This is a genomic window from Paenibacillus sp. ov031, assembly GCF_900143165.1.
In the GTDB taxonomy this organism is placed as follows: domain Bacteria; phylum Bacillota; class Bacilli; order Paenibacillales; family Paenibacillaceae; genus Paenibacillus; species Paenibacillus marchantiae.
In genome coordinates, this window is the sequence record NZ_FRDO01000004.1 from 201,053 (window position 1) to 217,809 (window position 16,757).

15 protein-coding genes and 1 pseudogene are annotated in these 16,757 nt (G+C 44.6%); all 16 read right to left on the reverse strand.

Annotated features, from left to right (window positions below; translation table 11 throughout):
- Positions 1–31 precede the first annotated feature (31 nt).
- The 16 genes and pseudogenes from imm48 to BUA17_RS18495 all read right to left on the reverse strand — a co-directional run bounded on the left by imm48 (position 32) and on the right by BUA17_RS18495 (position 16,738).
- Entirely contained in the window at positions 32–475 is a 444-nt protein-coding gene (imm48, locus tag BUA17_RS18425; protein WP_072734535.1) for an Imm48 family immunity protein, read from the reverse strand.
- A 141-nt stretch (positions 476–616) separates the two neighbouring features.
- Complete coding sequence (locus BUA17_RS18430) at positions 617–1,519, reverse strand: nucleotidyl transferase AbiEii/AbiGii toxin family protein (RefSeq protein ID WP_244552177.1); 903 nt, start codon at positions 1,517–1,519, stop codon at positions 617–619.
- A gap of 42 nt (positions 1,520–1,561) precedes the next feature.
- Positions 1,562–2,143: a hypothetical protein gene (locus BUA17_RS18435; protein ID WP_072734537.1), complete on the reverse strand. Its 582-nt coding sequence runs from the start codon at positions 2,141–2,143 to the stop codon at positions 1,562–1,564.
- 726 nt (positions 2,144–2,869) lie between these two features.
- Positions 2,870–3,340, reverse strand: coding sequence for an SMI1/KNR4 family protein (locus tag BUA17_RS18440; protein WP_072734538.1), 471 nt, complete (start codon positions 3,338–3,340; stop codon positions 2,870–2,872).
- Positions 3,341–3,382: 42 nt separating this feature from the next.
- Positions 3,383–3,550 (reverse strand): hypothetical protein, encoded by a 168-nt coding sequence (locus BUA17_RS31265; protein ID WP_211754052.1) that lies wholly within the window; start codon positions 3,548–3,550, stop codon positions 3,383–3,385.
- Positions 3,551–3,720: 170 nt separating this feature from the next.
- Positions 3,721–4,378 (reverse strand): annotated as a pseudogene (locus BUA17_RS18445) (hypothetical protein).
- 590 nt (positions 4,379–4,968) lie between these two features.
- Entirely contained in the window at positions 4,969–5,391 is a 423-nt protein-coding gene (locus BUA17_RS18450) for a hypothetical protein (protein ID WP_063567250.1), read from the reverse strand.
- A gap of 11 nt (positions 5,392–5,402) precedes the next feature.
- The gene (locus BUA17_RS18455; RefSeq protein WP_072734539.1) at positions 5,403–5,819 is read right to left on the reverse strand and encodes a hypothetical protein; all 417 of its coding nucleotides are present in this window, start codon (positions 5,817–5,819) and stop codon (positions 5,403–5,405) included.
- Positions 5,820–5,838: 19 nt separating this feature from the next.
- Positions 5,839–8,682 carry a contractile injection system protein, VgrG/Pvc8 family gene (locus BUA17_RS18460; protein ID WP_072734540.1) on the reverse strand — a complete coding sequence of 948 codons (2,844 nt, stop codon included), beginning with the start codon at positions 8,680–8,682 and terminating at the stop codon, positions 5,839–5,841.
- Positions 8,683–8,752: 70 nt separating this feature from the next.
- Complete coding sequence (locus tag BUA17_RS18465; RefSeq protein ID WP_064636287.1) at positions 8,753–9,229, reverse strand: DUF4280 domain-containing protein; 477 nt, start codon at positions 9,227–9,229, stop codon at positions 8,753–8,755.
- A 66-nt stretch (positions 9,230–9,295) separates the two neighbouring features.
- Positions 9,296–9,838: a hypothetical protein gene (locus BUA17_RS18470; protein WP_072734541.1), complete on the reverse strand. Its 543-nt coding sequence runs from the start codon at positions 9,836–9,838 to the stop codon at positions 9,296–9,298.
- A complete protein-coding gene (locus tag BUA17_RS18475; RefSeq protein ID WP_170867884.1) occupies positions 9,835–11,106 on the reverse strand; it encodes a pentapeptide repeat-containing protein in 1,272 nt (423 codons plus the stop codon). Before BUA17_RS18475 ends, BUA17_RS18470 begins: the two co-directional genes overlap by 4 nt.
- A 91-nt stretch (positions 11,107–11,197) precedes the next feature.
- Positions 11,198–12,622 carry a contractile injection system protein, VgrG/Pvc8 family gene (locus BUA17_RS18480; RefSeq protein WP_072734543.1) on the reverse strand — a complete coding sequence of 475 codons (1,425 nt, stop codon included), beginning with the start codon at positions 12,620–12,622 and terminating at the stop codon, positions 11,198–11,200.
- Positions 12,619–13,251 carry a hypothetical protein gene (locus BUA17_RS18485; protein ID WP_072734544.1) on the reverse strand — a complete coding sequence of 211 codons (633 nt, stop codon included), beginning with the start codon at positions 13,249–13,251 and terminating at the stop codon, positions 12,619–12,621. Before BUA17_RS18485 ends, BUA17_RS18480 begins: the two co-directional genes overlap by 4 nt.
- Before the next feature lie 30 nt (positions 13,252–13,281).
- The gene (locus BUA17_RS18490; RefSeq protein WP_072734545.1) at positions 13,282–14,055 is read right to left on the reverse strand and encodes a DNA and RNA helicase; all 774 of its coding nucleotides are present in this window, start codon (positions 14,053–14,055) and stop codon (positions 13,282–13,284) included.
- 31 nt (positions 14,056–14,086) lie between these two features.
- Positions 14,087–16,738 carry a molecular chaperone gene (locus tag BUA17_RS18495; protein ID WP_072734546.1) on the reverse strand — a complete coding sequence of 884 codons (2,652 nt, stop codon included), beginning with the start codon at positions 16,736–16,738 and terminating at the stop codon, positions 14,087–14,089.
- Positions 16,739–16,757: the final 19 nt, after the last annotated feature.

The window sequence follows — 16,757 nt, forward strand, 5'->3', positions numbered from 1 at the left end:
CACTACATGAAAGGGTGAACGCTCTGCTTCTTCAGGTTCTCTCCGGTTGTACTGCCGCCAAAATCTCCTGAATGTTGCGGGCGAGTCCCTCATCATCTTCCTGATTAAACTGGCGGTGTCCATCGATACCACGATGAATAATCGTGTTCATCACCGGATGAACTTCCCGATCGGAAGCCACCCGGATCAGATCATCGGCAAAATCTACAGCCTGCTGCTCACTATAGTTAAAAGGTTTAATCAGCATACGGATGCTCAGTGCATGAGCCTGTGGCTCCGTCAGCTGATCCCGATGAGTGATGCCATATACCGCACCAAATCCAAAAGCAGCAATCACCTGACGCTCCAGCTCTGTTGTCTGTTCCAAAGGCGTACCGATCAGTTCACATATTTTGTCCACCATCTGCTCCAACTCTGAAGCCGCCGCAGCCAAAATCACATCGTTAATATCGTCAGCGTTGATAAAATCAGTCATATTGTATTTCTCCATTTCTGAGCCGTATTGAATCCATTCTCTCAGACTCTAAGAGAACATTGTATCGGAGATAGGGTGTTCCTTTCAAATTCATCTACGGTTAGACAAACAATGATTCAGCTTACTTGTAAATGAGAAGCTCTATTTGTGCGTAGTACAACTTGGTAAATGATCATACGCGTAACTATTAATTCCTGCGTGATTCATCGTTTTGCGGAGCTCCGAAACAAACTCCATAAAGTACACTTCAGGACTGCGACTTCCTGCATAATATTGCAGATCGTAATCGTAGTTTAACCTCGAATACACATCATGCAGATCGTCAACTAGCACCTTTTTCATATCTTCTCTTGTAATAGCCGGGTCCATACTGCACTCATTGACCAGGGTCTGCATTGTCTCCTTGAGCGCCTGCTGATCGTATGACGGGTTAGACAACAGATGCTGCAAATCATACAGATCTTTGAAGCGGGGCCTCACTATCGTTTGATGCAGCTTCCAAGCGATTTGAATGGAGAGTGGCACGGTGTGAGGAACGACAAAAGCTTCTCCAACCATAGGTTGGTACGATAGAGCGATAGACTTCTCATTCAATTCGAGGTTAAAGGATATATCAAGATGCAGCTCATCCTCATCTTCATACTCATTTTCGCTCCTTGGTTCACTATCAATATAAAAGGCAAGCTCCGTGTTCACCGTTGGAAAATCATCCGCCATCGCGTAGTCAATTCTGCGCCAGAAGGCATTCTCACTAAAGCTTCGGAATACGATACCGTCATTCAGGTCCATCTCCGTTACCCGGATCATCCAGTCTGTAAATATTTCATTGGCCTGGTCCTCAGTCTCAATTCGACCTGTATACAGAAAGTCGATGTCGTCCACATAACGAACATTGGGATTCTCCAAATACTGTCTTGTCAATAAGCTTCCTTTTAATATAAATGGACTATTCACCAGAGAGGCACGCTTCAATAGAGCTTCTAATACAACAATGAATCTCTCATCCTCATTCAAGCTATGTAATTTTACATTTTTTCCAGACACCTGTTCTCCTCCTCTATTCATCTTATCGTACTCAACATTCGGTTAGATCCATCCACGATCCAGTTCTTCCCGACTGTCATAGATGCACAGTTCATATTGCTGTTTTAACAGTTCGATTTTGTTCTGCTGTAAGATATTATGTATCTTCTCTACTCTGCTGTAGAATTTTTCAGAACTATTGTATTCTCTGACCGTAACAAATCTAATTTTCCCATTCGCATTCAGCGAGTTCCGTGAGATATGTCCGCCATCGCCTTCACATAGCTCCTTTAATCTTTCTACATCATCCACCTGTACTTTGCCATGCCATTCAAAATACGGGGTAGAATGCGCAACTATTCGCTGATGAAAATACTTCTCTTCCTTCGCTGGAACCTCTACCTTTGTTCGTACAACTGTAAAGTCGTTACCTTGGAACCTTGTGACCATCTGTTTAATGATGCTGTTCACTTCATCAAAATAAGTACTATGTATTAAGCCTGTAATCATCGGCTGATGGATGTATTCACCCTGATCCAGCACGATCATAATCGGTTTAACTTGCTCCACCTGACACAGTTCAATAAAGCTTTCTTTCTCTTCAAACGTTAAATCATTCACTGTGATATGAAACTCAAATTCCATTTACTCACTCCCTGTCGTTTCTCTATGTTGCGATATGTAATCGTTTATTTGTCATCGAAGTCTCTGAATAACCTTCTAAATTATTCATCGGTTTCCTGTTTTATATTGTTCAGCTATTTTCAAAATCTTAATTATATTAAGTCATCACAACATAGAACTTCGTATATTCTTTATTCAAGTGTTGGCACTCCGTAATATAGAATTTTTGGAGACAAAAACTAATTTGTTAAAATATAAAATTCTGTACCCGTTTCCAAATACATAGTTGAATAAAAAATTATTCCACTCCCCATGTTTTCTTCTACTTGTATTCCATCTTCTTCTTTCAGAACGAATAGCAAACCGGAGTTTCTATTAATCACTAACGGCTCATACAATACTTGTCCAACTTCAAGTCAGTCACCCACATCATCCATCCAGCTTGTTAGACGATATTGGTTCTTGTTCAGTTCTTCATATGACCAAAAATCAATCCCACCACAACGCGCACCATTACTTATTCCAAGAAAATCATAGTACTGTCTCATGTCTGGGGTATCTACATTTATGACTTGAATACCGAATTTAATTCACCATAAATAATACTGTCATCATCCTGCAGGCACTGGGTATCCCCCACCATTATGTTTTTGGGGACTGTTTACACAAAGTTAATAACAGATTCGAAATTTGTTTTCATTCTCAGATAGTTCTTGACCTTTAATAACATTGAAGTTCATCATTATATTATTTTATCAAAAACTCTGAAAAACTATCACTCAATTTTATAAACTCACCTTGAGTAACTGACTCATCATAGCTTTCTTCAAAAAAATAGACTGGAGGGTTACTACCATCGTTTAGATCAAAAAACCAGTACATGTATCCTTGATGTCCCATAAAAACAAATTGTTCGTCACCTATTCTATTTTTAAAGTTACATTCCTCTAATACTTCTATTGCTCCCTCCTTTAATTCTCTATATATTTCTATGTCTTTTATAGTATAGTCTGACCCCTTGAACATAATATAGCCCCTACCAGCGCACTCCATAAATTTCAAATACGCTTCAGGTAATTTTCTACCCTCTGCGATTTGTTTTATTTGCATCATATCAATTGCATCACAAGCCTTAAAATTGCTACTGTAGTTTCCCTTTAAAAACATTAAAAATGAATCTATGTTATTTTCTCCCAAATATTCGTTTCCATTATTCATAAATCAAAACTCCATCCCTATTTTTTCTTTGTACTCTAGTAATTATAATATTTTTGAACTCTTTAATCGGCGGTGAAATTGCCAATCCGTCTCCCGATATTGGAGGGTCAAGGCCCCAAGCTTCGAACTTCCACTCACATAATCAATGACATCCTTGTTCTGAAATGTACGGATACGAGGTTCATTGTCCAGCAAATAGGAATAGGACACGTCCTCCAGATCCAAAAGATGATTCCAATTATTACTTTAGCTAATGCATATAATCAAAGTCATGACGTTTTCCCCTTGATTTTAAGCATACAAAAAAGGCTCTTTCTCCCCCCTCGTTCGAGTTCGAATAAGCCTTTTAATTCTGTATAATATAAGACAAACCATCAGTACTATAAGGTCACTACTATTTTATTTTCTATGATGGTTCTAAAATTTGAATAATTTCTCATCATGTTTTTACCATATGCACTCACTGCTTCATTTCCCTTTATCATACTTTCATAGTTTTTTTTTGTATTCATTCTTAACAGTATCTTCTAAACTTTCGTACAATCTTTTTGTTGCCTTTTCTGCTAATTCGCGTGAGCCATACAATAAAATAAAATGAATATCTACCATGTAGCCACCTAAAGAATAAAAACCATCGGAGACAACCTTCTTAATAAAGACATCCAGATTATTTGTACATTCGTGTACAATTGGCATAAAAACCTCATCTAACCAAGTAGTAAACTCCTCCATTGCTTGATTCCAGTTTTCTCGAACTGCAATATTCCAGTAAAGTTGATCACTCGGAACATTGCATTTACGAGTACTTATGTGAAAAATTTTATTTTTTGATTTATTTAAGAAAATTGCACTTTCACCATATAGCCCAACACTTTTATCAGTTACATTATTCCAATTTGAATAAAAAAATACTTTATACGTAAGTTTTCCATCTTTTTTGGTCATGCAATGATTTGACTTAGAATATTTCTATCCTTTGTCTATATACTTTTGAGAAATCAATTCACATACAGTATTAAATACTTCACCTGATTGCATAATCTACTCCTCAGTTAGGATAGTTTAAATTCAATTTTCAATGCTTTTAATTTGGTCTTAAAAACTCCCAATAACTTTTTACAGTTTTCTGACGGAGGATACTTAAAACTTATATCTATTACAAATCCATCCATATAAATCATATGCTAATAGATTTTATGAGGCATATCATTCGAAACAACTGTGTCTCGATATCGCATATGAAACCATATTGGAACTGCTAGACGAAATTAGGCAGAGGCTTTTAGTAAATTTTGGTGGTATCAGAAAATAATCAACTTGTCCAATGTAACGAAGTAGCGTTATTTAGGTTATTAAAATTAAAGCATTTTGATGTGAGTACAAACATAATGAAGAAATCTTTATACAGGTATAGCATGGGTTATATGTGTTTTTGAATGAATAGGCGACTTACTCGGCAGTGGGTGGAGGCATTTTCAAAAGCCCCGCCTGTATATTTATATTGTTCCGCGTATATCGGCGGATATAAAGAAACCACAACACGAGTGAATATTCCGTGTTGCGGAGTTGTTAATAGTGTTTTTCATGAATTTACACAAAATTCCATAGCTATTACCGCAATCGAATCTTTAACTTTTAAAAAATTTGAGATATTTAGTATTCTTTGGACTTCCAAAACATCTACCTTCTGATTTCCTATTGGCGATGATGAAAAATTCTTTCGCTGTTTCTAAATCACCTAGTTCGAAAGCAACTTTTCCAGAAATAAATTCCTTATCACCCGAATCTATGCGATCAAATCCAGTTAAAAATATTTTATCCGCCCACACCTTTGCTTTTTTAAGATCATTTAAAATTAAAGAAGTAGCAACGATATCTTTCACCAAATGATAGCTTTCTTCACAATATATACCCTTTGGGTCGGGTATTAAATTCCAAGCCTCTTCTAACAACAAAATAGATTCCTCATGATTACCATTATTAAATAGTTCATCACTTTTTTTCACAAGAATTTCAAAGTTTTCTTTGATAGGTGATTGCAAATCAGCCATATTTATCCTCCTCAAATCATATCTTTAATCAATTCAAAATACTTATCATCTTCACTAAAAAAAACTTTATATCCTTCTAACATGTAAGTTCTTAACAGGTAGTCCTTAGCTTTATTAATTTCCCCACACTCGAACAAACTCTCTCCAAGTCTCAGTAAAATAAATGGATTTGAAATCCCATCTGGACAGTTTAATGCATTATAAAAATTATTCTTTGCCATTTCATAGCTATTCGTATGAAAATAAGTGTCGCCTAACGCTGTATAAATCCATGTACTTGTTTCCCAGTTGTTCTTCGGTAACGGAACTAGTTCCAGAGCGGCTGTATAGCTCTCGATAGCTTTAATAATTTGTCCTTTTTCAGTTAGAGTGTTTCCCTCTTCACACAATTTTAAAATTTGCTCATACACTTGATCATCTAGTTCCAATTTCAGTCCCTCCAAATGATTATTTATCTGGTGGCAAATAGGTTTCATTTAACTTCGCACCTGCAGATCGGTTCAAACTATAATGATCTAACACATAATTATCGGAGTCAAGCATCCATTCCCTAACTTCCGGGGACTTTGCACCATAATATTTCCCCTTACTGTTCCACCATGAGACAGCGTCAGTTAGATGAGCCATATCTGCTTGATCTATAGGATACCATTTTTCATCACTAGCCATAAATTCCATATCTCCATCACGTGTTGTTCGAATTTTTGGTGGATCTTCTTTCTTCATTCGCTCTATTACTTCTTTACCAGTTCTAGAGCTTTTTCCAGGTGTATCCCCCATATATTCTAAGCGTTTTGTGAGGCCACTTGGTTCAGGTAAACCAACTTCTTTGTTACTTGCATAGCCCCCGCCAGGACGGTGCCATCTTCCGCTTGTATCTTGATAATAACCCTCAGGAACATTCTGTTCCTTCTTGGTATCTGATGTTGACGAATCCTTTGAATCGTCTCCAGTTTTCCCTTTGGATTTATCCGCTTCCTGATCTTTCGGCTTAGGTTTGTTTGGATCATCCTTCGTTTTGTCTTTTTCTTTCGTCTTATCCTTGGGTACATCCTTATCCTTGTTGCCCGTATCCTTGTCTTTCTTGCTCTTGTCCTTATCCCCAGAGTTTTTATTGTTTGATGTGATCCCCTGATTCTGATTCTTCTTATACTTACTATTCAACATACTCAGAAGAATCATAGCCTTGGTAATTGTATCCGAATCCACATATTGACTTAGTTGTTCTAAGCCATAATTCATCGTCTCACTGATCAGCAGGTTCTGCATGAATCCGGTCGCCATGCCGCCCGCCGTCTTGAGTCCGTTCGCCAGTTTCGGCGACTTCATCATCAGATCGTTCAGCTTGCTCTTTAGCTTATTCGCCAGATCCGCTGGACTAAAGTTGCTCATAAGCCCCTTCGCCTTGGTCATGACCTTGCCTAGCGCACCAGAGATGGTATCCCCGGCTTTCTTTGCCAGGTCTCCCATGGCCTTCGCTACCTGCCCGGCCTTGTCCATGACCTTGTTGGCTACACCCATCACATTGTCAATAACTTTGCCTGCTTTGGACAGCAACTTCGAGCCCTTCACCACGAACTTGGCTCCAGTCGCCGCCCAGCCCACAAACGGAATTGCAGCTGCGGCGGATAATGCCGCGTTCGTATAATCTCCTCGAGCGGCATAGATGCCCGCGTTCGCCAAATCGGCGACTTCACCAATGACCGGAATCATACCGGCGACGTCCAGCACGGTCTGAGTCACATCCAGCACTTTACCCCAGAAGCCTTTTTTCTCCTCTTCCGGTTCCTCTTCCATCTGCACCTCGGACACAAACGGTGCTTCTGGTACCGGCTCCAGATCCTCCACGGTTACGGGCATTTTGATCAATCCGTCCAGTAGCACTTCGCTGCCCTTCAGATCCGTCATGCCGTCCAGAATCATACTGCTGTCTCCGCACTGAAGGAAGATCGTCTCTTGGGCCTCGATCCCTATCTTTTTCTCGCTCGCGAGTGTGATCTCCTGCCCGCCAGATGCTACAATTCCGCTATTGCTCTGAATCGTGACCCCGCCGCCGTCCAGCGTAATGAACAGACTTCCTTCTGTGGCGATCAGGGACATTTCCGAGTCGGTCATTTTCATTTCTTTGCCATAGTTGGTTCCCCAGCTCTTGGTAGCTGGATCAGCGGTCTTTGGGGAAGGCTGACTGCCGCGGCGGACAGAGCCCATCGCAAATGCATCACTCTCTTGCCCACTGGAGAAATACACCTGAACCGCGGAGCCCGCTTCCGGCATACTGTAAAACCCGCCGCCATCTCCGGCATATACCGCAGAATACGGCATCCAGCTTGCTTCCGATTCGGATTGATCCGCGTCCACATCCAGATGCACTTTCACCGTATCTTTGGTAACCCCGATAATCTTCCCTTCCAGCGCGGCCCCTGCAATGTCATCGTTCCGAATTTCATTTTGCCGAATGCCACTTTCCGGACTAAGCGTGACGGTATGCCGAAGCATGCCGCCTACCGTTCGACTATCACAAGCGGCGACCTTCAGTTCTTCTTCGTGGAAGAGAACGGTATCTCCGAGCGCCAGCCAGCGATGGGTATCCAGCACGTAACTCGTGAAGTCTTTCTCGGTTACGCTAACGGCTCCCACGGACCAGGCTTCTTTTAAAGCTCTCATATCCCGTCTTAGCGTATACGCTTGTTCTGGCAATTCGGTATATCGCCCTTCCGGTACACCAATATACAGTTTGGGAGAATCAGCCGAGATTTCGGGAATGATCGCTGCACCGAACCGGGATGCTAATCGGCGTAGAAATTGCCAATCTGTCTCCCGATATTGGAGGGTCAAGGCCCCAAGCTTCGAACTCCCACTCACATAATCAATGACATCCGATTTCGGGTAAGCTTTCAGTACCTGCCGAATGACATCTTCGCAGTCTTGATCCTTGTTCTGAAATGAACGGATACGAGATTCAATGTCCAGCAAATAGGAATAGGATACGGCCTCCAGTTCCAATATGTATATCCCCTGAACTCGGCGGATGCTGACATCCTGCACGAGTCCCTGGAACAGTTTGCGTACTTCCTGCCCCTGATCCCCAATCTCCACCAGGGACACCGTTTCATCCTGAGCCAGGATGTTCAGATCCCGATCTTGATGTTCTTCCGGGATGATGCCTTGTAGATACAGGCGGGCATGATCCCCTGCTTTGCGCTCGATACGCAAATCTTGTATATGCTGCAGCGTGTATGGAGATGTACATCGGATATTCCCCATACTCACAGCCGCTTCCACTACACTCATTGTCTCACTTCTTTCCTCTAGCAATGTCAGCACACGGAAAAAAGGACTCAGCTATATTCTAAGATGTACGTTACCTGATGTTACCGCCGAACCCGGTTGTGCCGCCTATGGAAGATCCGCCAAGCTCTTGACCATCATCTTCAATCTGGATGTAGCCTCCATAGAGGCACATGTTCATACAGGTGCTTAATAAGGCAGGTTCATTTTCGATGAGCACATCGGTTTTGCCATCCATCCACGGTGTAGACACGGACGGAATACAGGGTGCTTTCTGAACGCCCTCAATGTCGAATTCGCCGGTCTGCACGACAGGATTCAACTGACTTGTGCAATTTCCAAAAGGCATGATGTGGATCATGGGTGTTGCATCGGCCACATTCAGTTGTGCTTTTTCCTTCAAATGAACGCCGTGGCTGTAAGGGATTTTCAATCGATTTAACTGCGTACCGCAAGAACAGCTTAATATCGCTCCTGCCACAACATACGTTGGGCCCCCGGCACCTTCATCCACAACATCAGGTCTTGTAGCACCAATAGCTTCAGCCATTGTTTTTTCCTCCTCTTTGGCCTTTCGCCCAGATTATTTTTAATAGTTCCGTTAACGGTTCTGCCTCTAAACCTGATCCACGCGTTGCAGGCGCAGTCCGGTATAGTCCCGGCGTAAAATTGCTTCAGCCAATGCCAAGTTCACCAAGATCACGGTTTCCTTCAATCGTTCGTCCGTCAACTGAATAATCGGCCAGTTTGTGCTGCTCAATCGTTCGCCATCGACCTGAAGTACGTTCAACTTGCCACTGCTGTCAAATGTACTGTTCATGGATAGTGCTGCCAGCTGTGGCGGCACCATGAACCAGTAAGGGTGTAACTGCTGTCTCTCCATATCCATCAGCCCAGCCAACCTGAACATCAGGCGTGGAGCGAATGTACTCAGCAAACGTTTAAGCTCATCAGACCATAACGGATACGGCCGCTCGATCAGATCCACAGGAACAGGATTTCGATTAGGGCGAATCGTAAACTGCAAATTTGCTTGTTCCAGTTCATTCAAGTGATCGCCTCTCATCCACTCGGGCTGAATAATTCCTTTGACACCAATCGGTTCAAGAGCCCCTGTTACACGCATATCCTGCATGATCCGGAACCAATCGTTTCTCATGCCATCCGCCCCTTCTGCTGTAAGTTCCGCTCCATAAAGTAGGCTAACTGGTCCTCGATCGTCCCATCGATATGCTCCAGGCCCTCTCGTTTCCGGGCTGCGGGACGACCCTGGATGGGACAGGAAGCTCCGGTATCCATCTGCGCCCCCTCCAAACGCGAACCTGTAAAATCGACCCTGGACACATCCGTTCCACGGAAATCCGCATCAGCCAAGTTGCATACGCCAAACACAGTGCCTTCTAGCAACGCTCCCGTAAAATCCGCTCCTTGAAGATCCGCCAGTACAAAGTCTGCCTCTCTCAGATCCGTCCCTGCAAAGGATATCGGATGAAATCCCGGGATCTCCCAGATCTCAGGATCAGCCAACCCCTGCCTCGCCTCTATGCCATGAAATATGGCACCTACCATCCTGCATTTTCGGAAACGAGCACCATACATCTGACTTCTATTCCATCGGGTATCCGTCAAGTCACATTGCTCCCAGACGGTATTCAACAGATTGCTGGCTTCGAATTGACTCCCTCCAAACGCCACATTGCGAAAAGCTGAGTAACGGAAATCCATCCCGCTATAATCTCCTCCAGCCAGATCCAGATGTTCCAAAGCCGCATATCCGTAGGCTCCCTCGATTCTTTCAGCAAGCCATTTTCGCATCTCTGATTCATCGCCTGGATCACTATTCGTTTTGTACACGGATTCGCTCACATCCAGATATTCACCTACCCGAACTTCAAAGGACGGGCACTTCTCCAGATGGATAAACGATTCACATTGCACAGCTTCCGGCATTGCCAGATGAATCAGATTCGTCACATAGGCGTGTCCGTGTTCAGCTTCCTTCAAGAGTATATGTTCCAGATCTGGTCGTGAAATGGAGCCTGCATAGAGCGAACCAGGCCGATGCAATTCTTCTTCCCAACTAGCCAGCATCACATCCAGATAACCAAATGCCCAGGAAGCATCATATTCTCCTTCAATGGGAGAGGGATCAAATAACCACGTTTCGTCAGCCATTTCGGTCAAATACAGGGCCTGGCCGTCCATTAGTCGTGTTCGAAGCATTGAATATGTAACATGTCCCACCGCTCCATGTTCACCGATCTTCTGCGCATTTAGAACTATTTGACATTTCTTGGCAAAATGACGGAGAAACTCTTCTTTCAAACGTTCGCGATTCTGCTGATACATCTGCTCGAAGCGGAGCATCACTTGGTTGCGTAGTGGGATTACGATCTCTTGCTTGAATTGCACAAGCGCAGTAGTCACAAGCATTCCTCCTTTCTCCTTTTTAAAGATCACCAATACATTGTTATAAGAACTAATTAAAAGTTAATTTGCAGTAGAACTTTACTCGCTTTTAATTGGTTTTCAGTTCTGTACCTACCAATGAGGTTGTACCGTCCATTTTGATGTTGCTCTCTTTGCAGGTCAGACTGATTTCTTCTTTCGCAGACAACACAATACTTTTCTCGGCATTCATCATGATATCTTCCTTGGCGGAAATCGTGATCTGCTGACTGCTAATAATTTCGATACCTCCGCCTTCACTCAGCCGAATAAAAATCTCCCCGTCTTTGCCCGTAACAATCACCTCTTCGGGTGTCATCTTCAATTCCTTACCAGCGGCGGTACGGAAGTATTTATGATCCGGGTTACTCAGCTTGTTGCTCTCGCCTTCATCCGAGTTCTGGCGTACCGAGCTCGTAGCTACCCCTTCTTCTTCCTTGTTGCCGGGAAAATAAACCCGCACATGATCCCCTTTTTCGGGCATCACGTACCAACCACTGTTTCCTTCCGCCGTATACACGGACTGATAGGGAAAAGCATGCGCCTCACCCTCGTTTTGCGCTGGATCAATGTGCAGATGCACTTTCAATCGATCCTTGTCGATGCCAATGACGACACCTTGCAGCGAAACTCCGATAATTTTATCGTTATGGAATGTATTTTGCCGGAGTCCCCGATGTGTACTTAGTGTATAACGATGCTTGAGCAGACCATTTTTCATTTCGGTGAATGCCTCATATACATACAGAAGCTTGCCCTTGAATTCGATGGCATTCCCCAGATCCAGTACGCGATTTGTCTCCACTTCGTAATACACGTAATCCTCTTCGCCAACCTCAACCTTGGTGTTCTGCGAGGTGTAACGGAACTTATCCATCCGTTTGCGGACTCTGTAATTGAAATCCTCCAGCTTCCCCTTGGATGACGTATCAAACACACCGAAATAGAATTTGGGAGTATCAAATACGGATGCAGGCATCAAACCCGTTCGAAGACGGGATGCAATACGCTTCAGAAACTGCCAGTCCGTCTCCTCATATTGAAGGGTGAACTTTCCAATGGCTGCCCCATCTGTTGCAGCATCCATGATATCGATGTTGGGATAGTCAGCCGCAACTTGGTCTAACAACTGTGGATACGTCATGCCATGATTTTGGAACGAACGGCTTTTCTTACGGATATCCAGTTCATGGGTATGAGAGATGCCCTCCACTTCGAGCATATAGACGCCACCGGTCACCATCACCCCAACATTTAGAATCAAACCGCTGAACAGTACAGATGTACTGCCTTCCTCATCGATCTGACTGATCTCGACGAGCGTATCCGAACCGCTTAAACGCACGTATGTATCCTTTTTTTCTTCATCCACAATTCCCGTGAACTTCACACATGCGTGATCATTCATTTGTTTGGTAATAACCAGTTCATGCAGACTGACCAGTTCGAACGGGCTTACTCTCACATTTTTGTATGACAAGGCTTCAATACTCACATTACATCGCCCCTTTCCTCATCGACCTCAAAACGGATGGAGTTCATCATCGCGGAAGCCACACGTTTCCAATCGTCCAGTTCCAGATCTGTGCAGTTGAAGGTAAAGATCAGTGCCCGTACATCCAACGAAGTGAACAGCATGAGATGATACAGATTCGCATTCACGACAGGAGTCAAAAATTCGCAAGTTGCCGCAGCACGTTCTCCCACGGTGCGATCACCGTCCCCGTACCACTTGGTAAGCTTCTGCGTTCGCCGCAAAATCTGAATCATGCTCTGTTTAAACAAGGGCAGATCCTCCCCTGGCAGTGGGTTAACCGTGTGATTCACGGCGATATTAATCGTGCCTTCTGCATTCGTGTAAATCGTACCGGGTCTGTGCTGTGAAGGATACTTTAGATTCATCATGTGCTCAGACATAGGCTTGAAGGTCCGTGGCAGCATCATCCGGGCCTTTCCTTCAAGCAGCTCCGTTTCTTGAAATGAATAGGGCTCACCACCAATTTGTAAAAAAGCAGCCGTTAAGTCCAGGTCTGGTTCTTCCGGAATTTGTCCATATCCATCATCAGGGGCATCCGTTGTCATGCCGTTCATCATTGCAACAATTTTTTCATCCCAATGCTTCATCGTTTACATCCTCCCATTCTCTTGAAAATTTCAATCCACAATCATACGATGTGGTCCGCCCACCGGCATACCCGAACGTCCCGTTCCCCGACCTGCATTCGCCAGTATACGATCCAGATATCGATGAATTTGCGCATTATCGTATTCTCTGTACTCCAGCCCCAATCGACTGGCAATGTGATGCAAAATGACGCTGCGCGCAACCGTTCCTTCATTAAGACACATCATGGCAAAGACCAGATCCTGGGGATCAGAGGTACCCGTTCGAAGCAATCTCTCGGCATAATCCTTCATGACAACAGGGGATAAGGTGCTTGCACCCTCGGCTGCATAAGGGACATGAATGACATGCAGCGTGTTGAACTCCGTTGCCAAATCGGCAAAGGTCTGGTAGTCCCGCCGCAGCCGGGCCCCTTCCTTCAGCTTGAATCGAGCCAGCTCCAACTCTCTCGATGTGCACGCTGTCTCTTCATCCAAGAGCAGTTCCGACTGGCTTATCGTCATGTCACTCACGGTCTCCTCCGCGGTAAACCGAAGCTTCATCACATTGACCCGGCCCGTAGCTTGGTATGCCAGTTCCATAGGTTCTGTCAGCATATAAAGCCTTCCTTTATGCAGCACCATCCCAGGAGCAACAACCAGCTTGTCCGGGAACACTTCTACCTCTACACCTGCAAGAATGCCATCTGCATAACCGCGATAGTACAGTTCGATGTAGTCTCTGGGGAAATCGCGTAGTCCCTCCAACATGGATGTTTTCAGAATTCTTCCCTTGTTAAAATGCGGATACGAATATGTGAACATGAGCGTTGTTCCCCCTTTCTGCTCGTGGTCCTCACTTCATTCCGTCAAAGAAGTCCAGTTCAGACAAGTCTGTTTCAAACGGAAGCAGCTTCTGCGATCCCAGATACAGCCGTTCATTTCTGCGAGCTACAGGCAACACATGGAAGCCCCAATGACGATCATCCGGAAAGACAAAAAACTTCGTCTCTCCATTCACGATGGAATCCGTATCATCCTGCGGAATTTTATCTCCGTATCGATCCCGAATATCTTCATAAAGCACCTCTTTATAGAAATCCGGACGGTTGGCATATACGAACTTCTGTCTCAGCTGGCCATCACTTCCGCTAAGGTATAACTCCACTTCTGCCGTCTCGAATGGACGGGAAATGCTGCCCGGAATGCCATCACTCCGATCCAGACTGCTGATCAGCATTTTTTCACGTCCATTATGCGTGTAGGCACTTACGGTATACGGAATTACAGCGGCATCATGCGTGATGTCGGCTTGAACGCTTCCCGTTTTGCGGGCACTCAGATAACGAATCGCCCCTCGAAGGCAGGCAAGTTTAAGATCAGGCACACGCCCTTCCGCAGGTTTTTGCCGAAACTCAATGCTTCTGCCTGGAACGAACTCTTTCAATGCTTCCCGAAATACATCAATGCGACAGGACTGACCTGTCAACTTGATAATCGAGTACTGGTTCATCCGCCCTTGCCGATAGAAATCATCCAAAAACTTGCGAACCACCTCATAGATATCAGCCTTAATCAGCTGGGTAATTTCCTTGATATTGAACACCACATCGGGGAACTCATATTCATCCTTTAACTCCCCATTCCGTTCTACCGAGAGGAACCAACGCTCCATGGTGGTGATCTGCAGATCACTGTCCCCGTCGCCCTCCATCTCCGAGTGGAATCGGTTACGCAAGATGCCGGTTTTGCGGAAAAATTGTTGCTTCATCTCTTCTGCGATTTCCCACAGGAAGTAGAAGTTGCCTCTTACCCGCAAATACTCATCCCGTGAACGGTTCTCTCGACGCGCAAACGCAGTCGGGATGATGTGTTCTGCCTCCTCATAGCGTTGCTCCAGCTTCTGATAAACGGACTTCACTCCCTCTTCGTCCACCTGACGGAACACATCCGCACCAGGTGCCTCAATCAGGCTATCAATATCCGTCACCTGACGGCGTCCGCTATAGTATTCGGCGAATACAATTTTCATGAATTGCATAATACGATAGGTAATGTTGTGACCTCCGAAGTTCGTATCCCCATTTTCGTAGGTCGTATGGATATCGAGCTTGTACGCCATGTGTCCATCCTCGATCGTAAAGGCACAGGAAGATAAATCCGTCGTTCCACCGCCACAATCAATCACGAGCGCATGATATGTCTGCCCTTCCATGAAAGCACCGCGTTCCATCCCGTCAGCAAGGGTGTTATAGAGCACAGCCATTCCCTCATCCAGCGCATACGTCTGCTCAATCCGATAATCCGGAAGCATCTCTCCGAACATCTGCAAAAACTGTGTTTTCATCTTCACGGGACTGGTAAAATGCACATGGCGAAACTTGCACTTGAACTGATGCTCTGCCGTTCGGATGATGTAATTCATGTACGCACGCAGCAGATCCATACGAGACACCATGGCCGCATTGCCATGAACATCGACGATCTCTTCCATTTTGTTGTAATTGTTCACCCAGCGCTTCATGCTGCGGAAGACACTCGCCCGGCTGCTGTACCCTCCCCGACGCATGCTTCGCAACGCTTCATAGCCGAACTCGTAACGAATGTTCGCTGGATCTGAGCACTCCGCGACACCGATGGCCGTAGGCAGAACCTCGATCCAGTCCGTGTCTTTGTATGTAGGATCGGGAAAAGCCACATAGTTAATGGCATCCATACGAACCCGCCCATTCAGTAAATCCTGGCTGCTAGGTGCCTGAATATAACCATTATGCAAATAGGCGCCTGCCGTCGTGTTGGAGGTGCCAAAGTCAATTGCAAGTACAGCGTCTGTCGGTTCGAGTTCCCGGATGTCCAGATCGGCCAGTGGAATTTGAGTATATTGAATATGAACCGGAGGAAGAGGCCTGCTAGAGTAATAGGTCTGATATAGATATTCCGAATCGCGTTTACGGAAAAAGAGAAGACTGTACTGTCTGTTTCCCGATCGTTTCCAGGTCGATCCACTTCCTGCAGTCAAATAAAAGGTTCCGGATATGGACTCGTCCTTAACCAGATTAAAGATGCCACACAGCTCCATACTCTCATTGACCAAAAGTACGTTGGATTCGGTTAAACCACCCGGTGCCGTGACTACGTACTGATCCAGCTTGTCCACTTTCAATCCTTCGTATAGAATCAGCCGCGCGGGCACACTAATACCTCCATCACTGCTCATAGGAGCCGTCATATGACGAGAAATGGCCTTTTGTATGCGCTCGAATCCGCCTTCCAAAGACTGATCGATCCACAATACATCGTCCGCTCCCAAAAATTTCAGAATAATCCGAATCAGTTCTTCACGCTCCGTGCGGGGCCCCAATCCCTCAACCAGTCGCTCCTTGTAACAAATATTCCGTAATTGGAATGTGGTCATGTCCATCAATTCTTCGCGCGTATAACGCATGGTTCCTCTGGAACGTTCCCTGCTCGTGGCGTCAGGATACAATCGGTATGAATAGCCGTTCATCTATACTTCCTCCTTACAA

What these genes read in the sequence shown, in the direction of transcription:
- imm48 (WP_072734535.1), bottom strand. Translation starts at nt 475, where the DNA reads ATGACTGATTTTATCAACGCTGACGATATTAACGATGTGATTTTGGCT.
- BUA17_RS18435 (WP_072734537.1), bottom strand. Translation starts at nt 2,143, where the DNA reads ATGGAATTTGAGTTTCATATCACAGTGAATGATTTAACGTTTGAAGAG.
- BUA17_RS18440 (WP_072734538.1), bottom strand. Translation starts at nt 3,340, where the DNA reads ATGAATAATGGAAACGAATATTTGGGAGAAAATAACATAGATTCATTT.
- BUA17_RS18450 (WP_063567250.1), bottom strand. Translation starts at nt 5,391, where the DNA reads ATGGCTGATTTGCAATCACCTATCAAAGAAAACTTTGAAATTCTTGTG.
- BUA17_RS18460 (WP_072734540.1), bottom strand. Translation starts at nt 8,682, where the DNA reads ATGAGTGTAGTGGAAGCGGCTGTGAGTATGGGGAATATCCGATGTACA.
- BUA17_RS18465 (WP_064636287.1), bottom strand. Translation starts at nt 9,229, where the DNA reads ATGGCTGAAGCTATTGGTGCTACAAGACCTGATGTTGTGGATGAAGGT.
- BUA17_RS18470 (WP_072734541.1), bottom strand. Translation starts at nt 9,838, where the DNA reads ATGAGAAACGATTGGTTCCGGATCATGCAGGATATGCGTGTAACAGGG.
- BUA17_RS18485 (WP_072734544.1), bottom strand. Translation starts at nt 13,251, where the DNA reads ATGAAGCATTGGGATGAAAAAATTGTTGCAATGATGAACGGCATGACA.
- BUA17_RS18490 (WP_072734545.1), bottom strand. Translation starts at nt 14,055, where the DNA reads ATGTTCACATATTCGTATCCGCATTTTAACAAGGGAAGAATTCTGAAA.
- BUA17_RS18495 (WP_072734546.1), bottom strand. Translation starts at nt 16,738, where the DNA reads ATGAACGGCTATTCATACCGATTGTATCCTGACGCCACGAGCAGGGAA.